Origin of the sequence: Actinomadura sp. 3N407, assembly GCF_052245875.1 — a bacterium.
Lineage (GTDB): Bacteria > Actinomycetota > Actinomycetes > Streptosporangiales > Streptosporangiaceae > Spirillospora.
Window position 1 is genome coordinate 287,032 of the sequence record NZ_JBQQBP010000009.1, and the last position, 12,884, is coordinate 299,915.

The window sequence follows — 12,884 nt, forward strand, 5'->3', positions numbered from 1 at the left end:
GGTGCCGGTGGAGGATCCCGCACCCTCGGCGGTGCGCCGCGCATGTGCAGACTGCATAGCGGGCCGGTGCATCTGGCGGGTCGGTCGGTGCGCCGGGCACTGGTGGCGGCCGGCCTGCGCTGCGAGCGTTAACGGCGAATCCAATCCGCTGATCGCTGGGAGCAATGATGCGCGTTCTGGTAGCGGGGGCCACCGGGGTGATAGGCAGCCAACTCCTCCCTGCCCTGGTCGCCGCCGGGCATGACGTCACCGGTTTGGCGAGGAACGCTCCCGGTGCCGGTGTCGATCTGGCGGGTGCTCGGATCGTCGTCGGTGACGCCTTGGACCGCGCATCGATGGAACGGGCGGTCGACGAGGCGGCCCCGGACGCGGTGGTGAACATGCTGACCGCGATCCCGGCTGAGATCGATCCGAAGCGGCTCGCCGAGCAGTTCGCGCTGACCAACCGGCTCCGCACCGAGGGCACACGAAACCTGCTCGCCGCGGCCGGCGGCGTCAAGCGGGTGATCGCACAAGGGCTCGCCTACGCCTACGACCCCCATGGGGACGGCCCCGCGGTGGAGGACGCGCCGTTGTGGCGCCGGCCGCCGAAACCGTTCGCCCCCGTCCTTGCGGCCCTTCGGGAGCTTGAGCGGTCCACTCGGGACGTCGGCGGGCTGGTCCTGAGGCTGGGCCATTTGTACGGCCCGGGGACCATCTATGCGCCGGACGGGTCCTTCGTCCGTCAGGTGAAAGCGGGGAAGCTGCCGCTGGTGGGCGGTGGCTCCGCGACGTTCTCGTTCTCGCACACCTACGACGTCGCGGCGGCCGTCGTCGCGGCCCTGGACGGTGACGAGACCGGTGTGCTGAATGTGGTCGACGATGAACCGGCCCAGATGAGTGAGTGGCTCCCGTTCCTGGCCAACATGATGGACGCCCCCCGCCCCAAGACCGCGCCCGCCGTCCTCGCCAGGCTCGCGGTCGGTTCGTGGGGTGTGGCGTTCATGTCGCAGTTGCGCGGAGCGGACAACACACGCGCCAAGAAAGCTCTCGACTGGGAGCTGCGCTATGCGTCGTGGCGCACGGGGTTCGCCACGGAGTTGGGCGGAACGGCGACCGCGGACGCGACGCCGTGACGACGACTCACTCTCCGTCACCTGGTGCACGAGTGCCGCAGCGAACCGACTGGCTCGTCATCGCGGCCACCGGCATCGCGGTGTTCATGGCACAGGTGGACACCACCGCGGTCAACATCGCGCTGCCGACGGTCGAGAACGAATTCGGCATCGGCACCAGCCTGACGCAGTGGATCGTCCTGGGCTACGTCCTTCCGATGATCGCACTGTCGCTGCCGAGCGGGCGGTGGCTGGACGGGGTGGGCCAGCGGAACGCGCTGCTCTTCGCCGTGTCCGGGTTCGTCCTCACCAGCATGGCCGTGGGGCTGGCGCCGAGCATCGGCTGGCTGATCGCGGCACGGGTGCTCCAAGGCGCCTTCGCCGCGGTGCTGTTCGCGCTGATCCCGGTGCTGACCACGGTGGCGTCCCGGCCGGATCAGCGCGGGCGCGCCATGGGGATCGTGATGACGCTCGGGCCGCTGGGCGGTGTGAGCGGGCCGGTCCTGGGCGGGCTGCTCGTCGAGCACGCAGGCTGGCAGTGGATCTTCTACCTGAACGTGCCCGTCGGCCTGATCGTGATCGCGATCGGTCTCACGCGGCTGCCGTCCGGCTCGGCGCTGCGCGTGCCGGGCCGGGGTTTCCTGGTGGAGATCGCACTGCTGGCGATGACCGCGATCGCATTGATGCTGTCGCTGACCTTCACCGCCGAGTACGGACCCGGCTGGCTGACGCTGGCGCCGCTGGCCCTCCCGTTCGCCCTGCTGTGGTATCGGCACCCCAGCAGCGGCGCGGTCCGGGAGTTGCTGAGGGCACCGGGCATGCGGGGCCCGCATCTGGTGCTCCTGACCGAGATGACCGCGGTCATGACCATCGCGTTCCTGGTCCCGTTCCACCTTCAGCGCACCGCCGGTGCGACGCCCGCCGAAGTGGGACTGACCATGCTGGCGTTCCCGCTCGCCACGATGACCTTCGGCCTGATCGGCGGCGCCCTCGCGGACCGGTACACCCCGCGCCGGGTGACCGGCGCGGGCGCCGTGCTGGTCACGCTCGGGGTGCTCCTGATGGTCCCGCTGGCGCAGACATGGGGCATGGCCGACCTGATCTGGCGGCTGGCCGTCATCGGGGTGGGCGCCGGCCTGCTCGCCGGGCCGAACCAGACCATGGCCATGAACAATTCGCCGCGGCACCTGCTGGGCACCACCGGGGCATCGACCAGTTTGGTCCGCCAGATCGGCATCGCCTTCGGCCCGGCGCTGGCGACGACGCTCTGGGCGCTGCCCGGCTACACCGTCACCGGGATGCGGCTGGCGATCGGCATGGCCGCCGTTCTGGCGGCACTCAGCGTCCTCGCACTCATCCGCACACCACAACTGGACACACCCGGACACGGCGGCGACTGACCAAAGGTGCGCCCCCGTGCCGGGCTCCCAAAGAGCCCGCAACCTCCATCGTGCAACCACAACGAAAGGAACTCATCCCATGACCAATGTCGCGGTCATTTACTACAGCGCTACCGGGAATGTGCACTCCCTGGCCGTTGCGGCGGCTGAGGGTGCGCAGAAGGCCGGGGCGGAGGTGCGGCTGCGCAGGGCCGCTGAGCTCGCCCCTGCCGCGGCCATCGCCGCCAATCCCGACTGGGCCGAGCACGCCGAGCGCACCAAGGACATCCAGGAAGCCATGGTGGACGACCTGATCTGGGCGGACGCGGTGCTGCTGGGGACCCCGACCCGGTACGGCGCGATGGCCAGTCAGCTCAAGCAGTTCATCGACTCCACGGGCGGCGCTTGGTACAAGGGTCTGCTGGCCGACAAGGTCTACGGGGCGTTCGGCTCGGCGGGCACCCGCCACGGCGGCCACGAGAGCACTCTGCTGTCCCTGCACAACGTCTTCTACCACTGGGGCGGAGTGATCGTCCCGCCCGGTTACACCGACGGCATCCAGCACGAGCTCGGAACCCCCTACGGCACGACCCACCTCGGTGACGAGGGCCCTCCCGGCGAACAGGTCCTGGCAGGCGCCCGCTACCAGGCCCGGCGCATCACGCAGGTGGCCGCGACGCTCGGTACCGGCGGCGCCGGCTGAGACCGCGTCCCGGGACGCCTGGGCCGCATCCGTGCGTCCGGGCAGGGCCGGCGACCGCACCACCGAGATCACCTGGAACACCGGCCGGCCATGCGGCCGGCCACCCCCCGGGGAGCCGGGCAGTCAGGAGCGACCATCATGAAGACCCGTCATGCGGCCCTCACCGCCGCCGCCCTCGGCACGGCGCTGCTGGCCACCGCGGTACCGGCGGCCGCGGTACCGGCGGCCGCGGCGCCCGCGTCCTGCGATCGGGCGTGCCAGGAGGCCAGAAAGCTGGAGGCGCGCAACGCGCTTCCCAGAACCGGTTTCTACGACGCGCCCGACCCGCTGCCGCACCGGCCGGCCGGGACACCGATCCGCACCGAACCCGCCGACGACTACGTCGTCGAAGGCCGCCCGCTGCCCGCCACGCGGATCCTCTACCACTCCCGCACCTCCCGCGGACGTGACGTGGCGGCCTCGGGAGTGGTGCTCGTCCCGCCCGGCACGCCTCCCCAGGGCGGCTGGCCGGTGGTCGTGGACGCGCACGGCACCAGCGGAGCGGGACCAAGCTGCGCCCCGTCGCTGATGCGCGACCTCTACCACGGCGATCAGATGTCCCGCTTCCTGGAGCGGGGATGGGCCGTGGTGGCCCCCGACTACGCCGGGCTGGGCGCCACCGGCCGCCACGAGTTCCTCAACAGAACCGCCGCGGCCAACGACGTGATCAACGCCATGCGGTCGGCGCACCAGGCCATACCGGGACTGTCCCCACGCTGGGTGGTATGGGGCCATTCCCAAGGCGGCCACGCCGCGCTCGCCGTCGCCGAACGCCACCGCGTCCGCGCCGAGCCCGGCTACCTGGGCTCGGTGGTCACCTCCCCGGGCGCCGACCTCCCGGCGGCGCTGCAGCACATGACCACCGCGCCGGGCCTGGGCGGGTTCATCGCGCTCGTCGCCGCGGGCGCGAAGGTGTCCGAACGGGGCCTGCCGCTCGGCAGAATTCTCGCGGCGCCGGCGCTCGCACGCCTGAACTTCACCAGGACCGACTGCCTGCCCGTCGTCAGCACCGTCTACGGCGGCCTGGGAGGCGACGAACTGCTCAAGCCCGGCGCCCTGCGCCAGCCGCGCTTCGCCCGCCACCTCGCGGCCAACTCCGTCGGGCACAGGCCGGTCGGCGGGCCGGTACTGCTGCTCCAGGGCGAGGCCGACGTCGTCCTCCCCACCCGGCTCACCGACCGCCTGGCAGCCGACATGTGCACGACAGGCTCACACGTGGACTACCGCACCTACCCCGGCCTGGGACACGACACCTACCCCGGACAGGTCGTCGGCATCGACGACGGAGCAATGCCCGACATCCTCACCTGGACCGCCGCCCGATTCGCCGGAGAACCCGCCCCCTCATCCTGCCCCTGAGCGTGTGAGGCGGCGGCCGGGGGCTGCCGCCGCCTCACCCGATGAGGCAACGTCTAGGAGCGTCCCAGCGCGCGGTACTCCCAGCCCGCCGAGCGCCAGTGCGCCGCGTCGAGGGCGTGGCGGCCGTCCACGATGCGCTTGTGGCGGACGACCTCGGCCAGCGCTTCCGGCTCCACCTCCCGGAAGACCGACCATTCGGTCAGCAGGACGATGACGTCGGCGTCCTCGGCCACGTCGAACGCGCTGTCGCCGTACCGCAGCTCGGGGAAGGCGCGGCGGGCGTTGCCGAGCGCCGCCGGATCGTGGACGCGGACGTCCCCGCCGAGGCCGTGCAGGGTGTGCGCCACGTCCAGCGCGGGGGCGTCGCGGATGTCGTCGGAGTTCGGCTTGAACGCGGCGCCCCACGCGGCGATCCGCTTGCCGGCGACGGTCCCGCCGAGCACCTCGCGGACGAGGTCGACGGTGCGGGCGCGCCGGCGCCGGTTGATGTCGTCCACCTCGCGCAGGAACGACACGGCCTGGCCGACGCCGATCTCCTCGGCGCGGTGCGCGAACGCGCGGATGTCCTTGGGGAGGCAGCCGCCGCCGAAGCCGAGGCCGGGGCGCAGGAACTTGCCGCCGATCCGGTCGTCGAGGGCGAGGGAGTCGGCGAGGTCCTTGATGTCGGCGCCGACGGCCTCGCAGACCTCGGCCATGGCGTTGATGTAGGAGATCTTGGTGGCGAGGAAGGAGTTGGCGGCGACCTTGACCAGTTCGGCGGTGGCGAGGTCGGTCCGGATCACCGGGGTGCCGATGTCGAGGGCGGGTTTGAACGCGGCGCGCAGCCGCTCGTCCGCCCAGTCGGAGGCGACACCGAACACGAGCCGGTTGGGACGCATGGTGTCGTCGACGGCGTAGCCCTCGCGGAGGAACTCGGGGTTCCACGCCAGTTCGGCGCCGGTGCCTGCGGGGGCCAGTTCCTGGAGGACGCCGGTGAGGCGCTGCGCCGTCCCGACGGGCACGGTGGACTTGCCGACGACGAGGGCGCGGCGGCGCAGGTGCGGGGCGAGGGAGCGGACGGCGGCGTCGACGTAGGACAGGTCGGCGGCGTCGGAGTCGGGGAGCTGCGGCGTCCCGACGCACAGGAAGTGGACGTCTCCGAACTCGCCGGCCTCCGCGTAGGAGGTCGTGAAGCGCAGGCGGCCGGAGTCGAGGGCCTTGGTGAGCAGTTCCGGCAGGCCGGGTTCGAAGATCGGGACCTCGCCGGCCGCCAGCCGGGCGATCTTGTCCGGGTCGGTGTCGACACCGAGGACCTCGAAGCCGAGCACGGCCATGCAGATGGCGTGCGTGGCGCCGAGATAGCCGGTGCCGATGACGGTCAGTCTCGGGGCCTCGGCATCCCCCTGTTTCATGCGCACCTCCCTTGCCTAGCGGTGTTCTCGCTCGCCCGATCTTCCCACCGGCGGTCCGCCGCCCGTCGGCGGGTGCCGTGCCGGACGGGCGCCCAGGCGAGGCCCCCGAACGCCTCGCCGCCGTGTGAGCGGAGTCACGCGGGACGACCGGCCGTGGTATCGATATGGCCTCCCTCTCCCGATTGGGGTGGTTCTCACTGGTTACCAGCGGGTAGCATGATGTTGAGTTACTAGCCAGTAAAACCAGCCAGTAGACGCGCGGGGCCGGCCTGGCGCCGCAGGACTAAACGGAGTCTCGAATGGGGCACTACAAGAGCAACCTCCGGGACCTGGAGTTCAACCTCTTCGAGGTGTTCAGGCGCCAGGACCTCCTCGGCAGCGGCCCGTACGCCGAACTGGACGAAGACACCGCGCGCAGCGTCCTGGACGAGGTGAACCGGCTGGCCGAGGGCCCGCTGGCCGAGTCCTTCGAGGACGCCGACCGCAACCCGCCCGAGTACGACCCGGCCACCGGCGCCGTGACCATGCCGGAGAGCTTCAAGAAGTCCTACAAGGCGTGGATGGACGCCGAGTGGTACCGCCTCGACCTCGGCCCCAACTTCGGCGGCACCGGCGCACCGCGCTCCCTGACCTGGGCCGTCGCCGAGCAGGTCCTCGGTGCGAACCCTGCCGTCTACATGTTCGCGTCCGGCCCCGGTTTCGCCCAGATCCTCTGGCACATCGGCACGCCGGAGCAGAAGAAGTTCGCCGAGCTGGCCCTTGAGCGGCAGTGGGGCGCCACGATGGTGCTGACCGAGCCGGACGCCGGCTCCGACGTCGGCGCCGGCCGCGCCAAGGCCGTCCAGCAGCCGGACGGCACCTGGCACATCGAGGGCGTCAAGCGCTTCATCACCTCGGCCGAGCACGACATGTCGGAGAACATCTTCCACCTGGTGCTGGCCCGCCCCGAGGGCGCCGGTCCCGGCACCAAGGGCCTGTCGATGTTCCTCGTCCCCAAGTACATGGTGGACCTGGACAGCGGCGAGCTGGGCGAGCGCAACGGCGCGTACGTGACCAACGTCGAGAAGAAGATGGGCCTCAAGGTCTCCACGACCTGCGAGCTGACCTTCGGCGAGAAGCACCCGGCGGTCGGCTACCTGGTCGGCGACGTGCACCAGGGCATCAGGCAGATGTTCCTCGTCATCGAGTACGCCCGGATGATGGTCGGCACCAAGGCCATCGCCACCCTGTCCACCGGCTACCTCAACGCGCTGGAGTACGCCAAGGAGCGCGTGCAGGGTGCCGACATGACGCAGATGACGGACAAGTCCGCCCCGCGTGTGACGATCACCCACCACCCGGACGTCCGGCGCAGCCTCATGACGCAGAAGGCGTACGCCGAGGGCATGCGGGCGCTGGTGCTGCTCACCTCGTCCTATCAGGACGCCGTGCAGATCGCCGAGCACGAGGGCCGCAAGGACGAGCAGGCCGAGAAGATCAACGACCTGCTCCTGCCGATCGTGAAGGGCTTCGGCTCGGAACGCGCGTACGCGCTGCTCGGGGCCGAGTCGCTGCAGACCCTCGGCGGGTCCGGCTTCCTGCAGGACTACCCGATCGAGCAGTACATCCGCGACTCCAAGATCGACACCCTGTACGAGGGCACCACCGCCATCCAGGGCCAGGACCTGTTCTTCCGCAAGATCCTCCGGGACAACGGCGAGGCGCTGAAGGTGCTCACCGGCGAGATCAGGGCGTTCGCCGAGTCCGAGGCCGGCAACGGCCGGCTGAAGAACGAGCGGGCGCTGCTCGGCCGGGCCCTGGACGACGTTCAGGGCATCATCGACCCGATGGTCGGGTGGGCGCTCGGCTCGATGGAGAACCCCAAGGAGCTCTACAAGATCGGGCTCAGCTCGTCCCGCCTGCTGATGGCGCTCGGCGACCTCATCGTCGGCTGGCTGCTGGCACGCCAGGCCGAGGTCGCCCTCACCGCGCTCGGCGGCGGCGACGTGTCCGGCTCCGACAAGGCGTTCTACAACGGCAAGATCGCGGCCGCGCAGTTCTTCTGCCAGACCGTCCTGCCCCGCCTGACCGCCGACCGCGCCATCACCGAATCCACCACCCTGGACCTGATGGACCTCCCCGAAGACGCATTCTGACCCCGCCCTAACCCGGCACCCCCGGCCCCCGCCAACCCACCCGGCGGGGGCCGCTGCCGTTCTCACGGGTGGCGAGACCTGCTTCAGTGGGCGCCGCCTTCAGCGCGGTAGGGATCGGCGGCGTTGGTCGGGGCCACTGTGTCCCGGGAGCCGTTATCGTCGCCTCGGAACATGGTGCCGTCCGATCCCCGCCGGGCGGAGAGAAGCACCCTCGGCTCTCGGGAGATGCCTCATGCCCCTCGAACCTCGTTTCCGGCGGGTGGCCGCGCTGCACCGGCCGTTCGTTGACCGTGAGCAACTGATGGCCGCGTTCGGCGAGACGCTGGCGGCGCCAGGAGGCTCTCCTATCGTGTTCAACGTGGTCGGGGTCGGCGGTATCGGCAAATCAAGGCTCTTACAGGAACTCGGGCGGCTCAGCGACCGGACGCACCGAACCGCGACGCTCGACCTTCAGGTGCCGGCGATGCGGCAGCAGGAGGACGCTCTCGCGGTCTTGCGGGTGGAACTCGGACGACAGGGCGTGCGGTTCGACCGCTTCGACATCGCCTATGCCGTGCTGTGGCAGCGGCTGCACCCGCACCTGCGGCTGTCGCCGAAGGAACTGCCGTTCGTGGACGAGAGCGAGGCCCTCTCGCAGATCGTCGACGGTGCGGCGGGCGTACCGGTGTTCGGCACCGGCGTAGGGTTGCTGCGCCTCCTCGGCAAGGCGACGGCCGGGCGGAGGCAGCGGCACCGGATCAAGGCCGATGAGACTCTGAGCCAGCTGGACGACCTGACCAACGCCGAGCTGGCGGACGCGGTGACCTACCTGTTCGCGGAGGATCTCCGCGACGGCTCCGACCGTCCCCACGTCATCTTCGTGGACGCCTACGAGGCGCTCGTGCCGACAGGCGCTCGGCCGGGACGAGCGGCGTCGCAGGATGTCTGGCTCCGGGATCTGATCGCACAGCTCGACCACGGTTTGGTCGTGGTCGGGAGCCGTGAGCCCCTCGGCTGGGCATCGTACGACCCCGGCTGGAGCGACGTGATCCGCCACCAGCCCGTGGACGGGCTGCCGATGGAGGCCCGGCTGGAACTCCTCGCCGGCGGCGGCATCACCGACGACGGGGTGCGGCACGCGATCGCCGTCGCCAGCCAAGGGCTCCCCTTCTACCTTCACCTGGCCGTCGACACCCGTACGACCGCGCGGGAGACCGCGGCTGTCTCGTCCGAGGAGATCCTGCAGCGTTTCCTGACCCATGTCGCCGCCGACGAGATCCGCACCCTCGAACTGCTGAGCATCGCCCGGATCTTCGACTTCGAGATCTTCCAGGCGGTGGCGGACGCGTTCGACCTCCCACGGCACCGGATGGCATGGGAGTCACTGACCGCGTACTCCTTCGTCTACCCGGCCGGAGCCAACGGCAGGCGCCTTCACCAGCTCATGCGGTCCGCACTGCATCAGCGGCTGTCGCAGTACATCGTCCGGGACGTCCAGGCACTGCTCCGGAACGTCTGGGACGCCCGCGCCGCACGAGACGAGTCAGCCGAGAACGGCATCGCGACCAGGGTTCGCGCGGTCCGGGAGGCGGCGTTCTGCGGGCTGCGCACCGGAACCCTCCACGGCGAGGACGTTCTGGCCTACGCGGACCGGGCCATGATGCACGGCGGCAAGCAAGGCGTCGACGGCGTCGCCCAAGACCTGCGCAACTACCTGGAGACACGTCCCGGGGACGCCGACCTCACCCAGACCGCCCGTTGCCTGGAAGCCGAATCGGCCATCCTCCTCGGTGACGCGGAGGCCGCCACCAGACTCACCCCGTCCATCGACTGGTCTTTGCACGAGGCACCCGGTGCACGCTTGGCCCTGGCGGGCGCGCACGGCCGCCGCATCGCCGGAGCCACCAGCGAAGCCCAGCACATCTTCAGCCGGATCTGGCACCAGCATTCCGGGCCCGCACGGCTCCGCGCCGGGTTCTGCATGGCCGACCTGGACATGTGCCAAGGCCGCTTCGACGACGCGCTGTCCACGGCCGAGCAGATCCTCGCCGAAGCCCCGGGCGACGACCTCGTGCTGCGCGGCGACGTCGCTCGGCTCCAGCACCTCGGACACCGATTCGCGTTCGACCTCGACGCATCCGGCCTCGCCCTCGAAACCGCGTCCGAACTCTATGAACGAGCGGGTGCCGTCATCGAGCAGGCCAACATCAAGACCAACCGGGCGGAACAGCTGGCCTGGACCGACCCCACGCGCGCCCTCGAACGCGCCGCCGAGGCCATCGAGGCACAGACCGAGTTGGGTGCCCACCACGAGATCGGTAAAGCCTTCACCGCGCTCGCCATCGCCCAGCTCCGGCTCGGGCAGCACGCCCCGGCCGCGACATCGTTCCAGACCGCCGCCGAAGCCCTGGAACGGGCGCGCTACCGGTCGGGACGAGCCCGCGCCGAACTGTTCCGCGCCTTCCTGCACGCCCGGACCGGCGACACCGGAAGCGCGGCGGCATCGGCCCGATGGGCCATCGCCGAACTCGTCGGCGCCGAGGTCTACCCCACTCTGATCATGGTCGCAGGTCTCCTCCTGGACTCTCTCGGCGCCTCGGACGGGCACCTCACCGAGGTGACCGAGCGGGCTCGCGCCCAGATCCGTCCATCGCAGCTGCTGCCATCCTTGGAGATCCGGGCGAACGACCTCGTGTCGGCCATGCTGGAGGGCGCGTGAACTGGCGGGACTTGTACGAGCGGGCACGAGCCCACGACGAGACCGCCGCCGGCTACTACAACGACAACATCCGCGTGGACACCGCCGACGGCCCCGTGATCGTCCGCATACCGATCCATGGCGCCGACATGATGGACCTGCGGCCATGGCGTGAAGACCTCGTCCTCGCCGCCATCGCCCCGCACGTCCGCCACGCCCCGCGGCTGCTCCACACCTCCGCCGACCCGCCGTTCCAGGTGCACGAGTACATCACCGGCGACGTCCTCAATGACGTCGCGCCGCGCGGCGTCCCCGTCCCCGCTCACGTCATCGACGACGTCGTCCAACTATTCGTCCGGCTCACCCACGTCCCACGGCTCCCGGACATTCCCGCCGCCTGGCCGGCCGACGAGGACACGACCGCCTTCGCGCGATGCCTGTCCGACCTGACACAGGGCGTCTACGAGACCTTCCGTGACGAGTACGCCGACCTCTTCTCCGCCCTGGCGATCCCCACCGACCCGCTCGCACCCGTGGACGACCTGTGGCGCCGCCTCACCCCTCGCCCCTTCACCTGCGTCCATGCCGACGTCCACCGCCGCAACATGATCGTCGGTGACGGCTCGACCACGTTCCTCGACTGGGAACTCGCCCTCTGGGGCGACCCCGTCTACGACCTGGCCGTCCACCTCCACAAAATGGGCTACCTCCCGGACGAGGAGGCCGCCCTCACCGCGCGATGGACTACCGCCATGCCTCCGGAGCACGTCGCCGGCTGGAAGGAGGACCTCGCCGCCTACCGCACTCACGAACGCATCAAGTCCGCGGTCGTGGACGCAGTCCGCTATTCCCAGCTCTTCGCCCAGGGCGGCCCTTACCCCTACCCCGAACGCCAGCTCATCGCCACGATGACCGCCAAACTCAACGCCGCGCGCCACCACTGGAGCCTCTCCGCCCCCATCGACACCCGAACCGTCGAAAAAGCTCTCCGTCCCCGCTGACCGGAAGCATCCAGGCCACGCTGTGGCCGATTGACGGCCCGTCAGAACGCCCTCGCTCTCCCGTTCTGGGAGGTGCGGCGGCGTTCTTTGTTGTGCTCAGTGGCAGCGGTCAGCCGTCCCGACGATGGCCATGCAGACCTTCATGCCGCCGGCGACCCACTGGCTGTACGACGGCCAGTGGCCCGTGACGATCCCCTCCAACGCACGCTCAGCGCGGTCGTCATCCCGCACCCAGTCCGGGACCGGGTACATGGGCCTCTCGCACGCCTTCTCCCATTGGCCGATCAGCCAGTCACACGCGACGGCTGGGTCGGTGTGGACGGACTGCAGGAGCCCCGGCGACTTGCCCAGCCACTCCACCGTGCGGTCCGGTGGCCGGTCCGGCGAGTTCAGATCGAGGGAATCGACCTTCCCGAGCCGCTCCCACTCCTGCCCGGAGCCAGACCACTGGTAGCCGTGGTAATGCGTGGGCGTGGGTGCCGGCTGGCCAGGCCGTCTGGTCGTGTCGGGCGCGATCAGGTGAGGCATCAGGTGGCCTCCGGCGGGGCGCACTCCGGCGGGCAGCAGGGCTTGCGCTCGCCGTGCCAGAACTCTAGGTCGACCTCGTACCCGGTGGCCTGGAGTTGCGGGATGGTCACTTCGAGCGTGTCGCCCGACAGGATCGCCTCGTCCTGGAACGGCACGTGGTGGATGTACCGGCCGGCGTGCTCGTCGCAGAACGAGATGTACGCCTGGGAGCGGAGCATGAACGCGTGCCACGCCGGGTCGACGGGGACGGTGGGGACGATCCGCACCCAGGGGCGTCCCTCCGCGCGGGCGCGGACGATGTTCGCCTGCGCCTTCAGGAACACCAGGGCCTGCCCGACCATCCGCTCGGCGTAGCCGCGGGTGACGTGGTGGTAGCGGCGGACGTCCTCGACGAGGAGGCCGAACACCTCGAGCGGAACGAGGTCACGCGGGTTCTTGGTGACCCAGGTTGCCCGGTCGGTGGTGATGGTCATCTGACACCTCCAGCGGCGCGCCTCATGGGCGACGCGGCCCCGGAAGCGCGCCAGCTGATCCGGGGCCGCCCTGCTTTCCGGTGAGGCCCCGGATGCCAGGTGTTC

The 12,884-nt window shown here is 70.5% G+C and carries 10 protein-coding genes; 7 read left to right on the plus strand and 3 right to left on the minus strand.

All coding sequences use genetic code 11. The features are described 5' to 3' along the window. Positions 1 to 167 precede the first annotated feature (167 nt). The 4 genes from ACTWPP_RS24150 to ACTWPP_RS24165 all read left to right on the plus strand — a co-directional run bounded on the left by ACTWPP_RS24150 (position 168) and on the right by ACTWPP_RS24165 (position 4,574). Positions 168 to 1,115 carry an NAD-dependent epimerase/dehydratase family protein gene (locus ACTWPP_RS24150; RefSeq protein WP_443106609.1) on the plus strand — a complete coding sequence of 316 codons (948 nt, stop codon included), beginning with the start codon at positions 168 to 170 and terminating at the stop codon, positions 1,113 to 1,115. 32 nt (positions 1,116 to 1,147) lie between these two features. Continuing rightward, complete coding sequence (locus tag ACTWPP_RS24155) at positions 1,148 to 2,494, plus strand: MFS transporter (protein WP_443106610.1); 1,347 nt, start codon at positions 1,148 to 1,150, stop codon at positions 2,492 to 2,494. Between the two features lie 79 nt (positions 2,495 to 2,573). Beyond that, positions 2,574 to 3,176: an NAD(P)H:quinone oxidoreductase gene (wrbA, locus tag ACTWPP_RS24160; protein ID WP_443106611.1), complete on the plus strand. Its 603-nt coding sequence runs from the start codon at positions 2,574 to 2,576 to the stop codon at positions 3,174 to 3,176. A 138-nt stretch (positions 3,177 to 3,314) separates the two neighbouring features. Further along, a complete protein-coding gene (locus ACTWPP_RS24165; protein ID WP_443106612.1) occupies positions 3,315 to 4,574 on the plus strand; it encodes an alpha/beta fold hydrolase in 1,260 nt (419 codons plus the stop codon). Between the two features lie 53 nt (positions 4,575 to 4,627). Here the strand turns inward: ACTWPP_RS24165 and ACTWPP_RS24170 are convergent, their stop codons facing one another. Next, positions 4,628 to 5,965: a UDP-glucose dehydrogenase family protein gene (locus ACTWPP_RS24170; protein ID WP_443106613.1), complete on the minus strand. Its 1,338-nt coding sequence runs from the start codon at positions 5,963 to 5,965 to the stop codon at positions 4,628 to 4,630. A 299-nt stretch (positions 5,966 to 6,264) separates the two neighbouring features. Between ACTWPP_RS24170 and ACTWPP_RS24175 the strand changes: the two genes are divergently transcribed. From ACTWPP_RS24175 to ACTWPP_RS24185, 3 genes are all read left to right on the plus strand, one after another. Next, positions 6,265 to 8,100, plus strand: coding sequence for an acyl-CoA dehydrogenase (locus ACTWPP_RS24175; RefSeq protein WP_443106614.1), 1,836 nt, complete (start codon positions 6,265 to 6,267; stop codon positions 8,098 to 8,100). 232 nt (positions 8,101 to 8,332) lie between these two features. Then, complete coding sequence (locus ACTWPP_RS24180) at positions 8,333 to 10,798, plus strand: hypothetical protein (RefSeq protein WP_443106615.1); 2,466 nt, start codon at positions 8,333 to 8,335, stop codon at positions 10,796 to 10,798. After that, a complete protein-coding gene (locus ACTWPP_RS24185; RefSeq protein ID WP_443106616.1) occupies positions 10,795 to 11,778 on the plus strand; it encodes a phosphotransferase family protein in 984 nt (327 codons plus the stop codon). Before ACTWPP_RS24180 ends, ACTWPP_RS24185 begins: the two co-directional genes overlap by 4 nt. 96 nt (positions 11,779 to 11,874) lie before the next feature. Here the strand turns inward: ACTWPP_RS24185 and ACTWPP_RS24190 are convergent, their stop codons facing one another. Continuing rightward, a complete protein-coding gene (locus ACTWPP_RS24190) occupies positions 11,875 to 12,306 on the minus strand; it encodes a hypothetical protein (RefSeq protein WP_443106617.1) in 432 nt (143 codons plus the stop codon). After that, complete coding sequence (locus ACTWPP_RS24195; protein WP_443106618.1) at positions 12,306 to 12,779, minus strand: hypothetical protein; 474 nt, start codon at positions 12,777 to 12,779, stop codon at positions 12,306 to 12,308. Before ACTWPP_RS24195 ends, ACTWPP_RS24190 begins: the two co-directional genes overlap by 1 nt. Positions 12,780 to 12,884 lie beyond the last annotated feature (105 nt).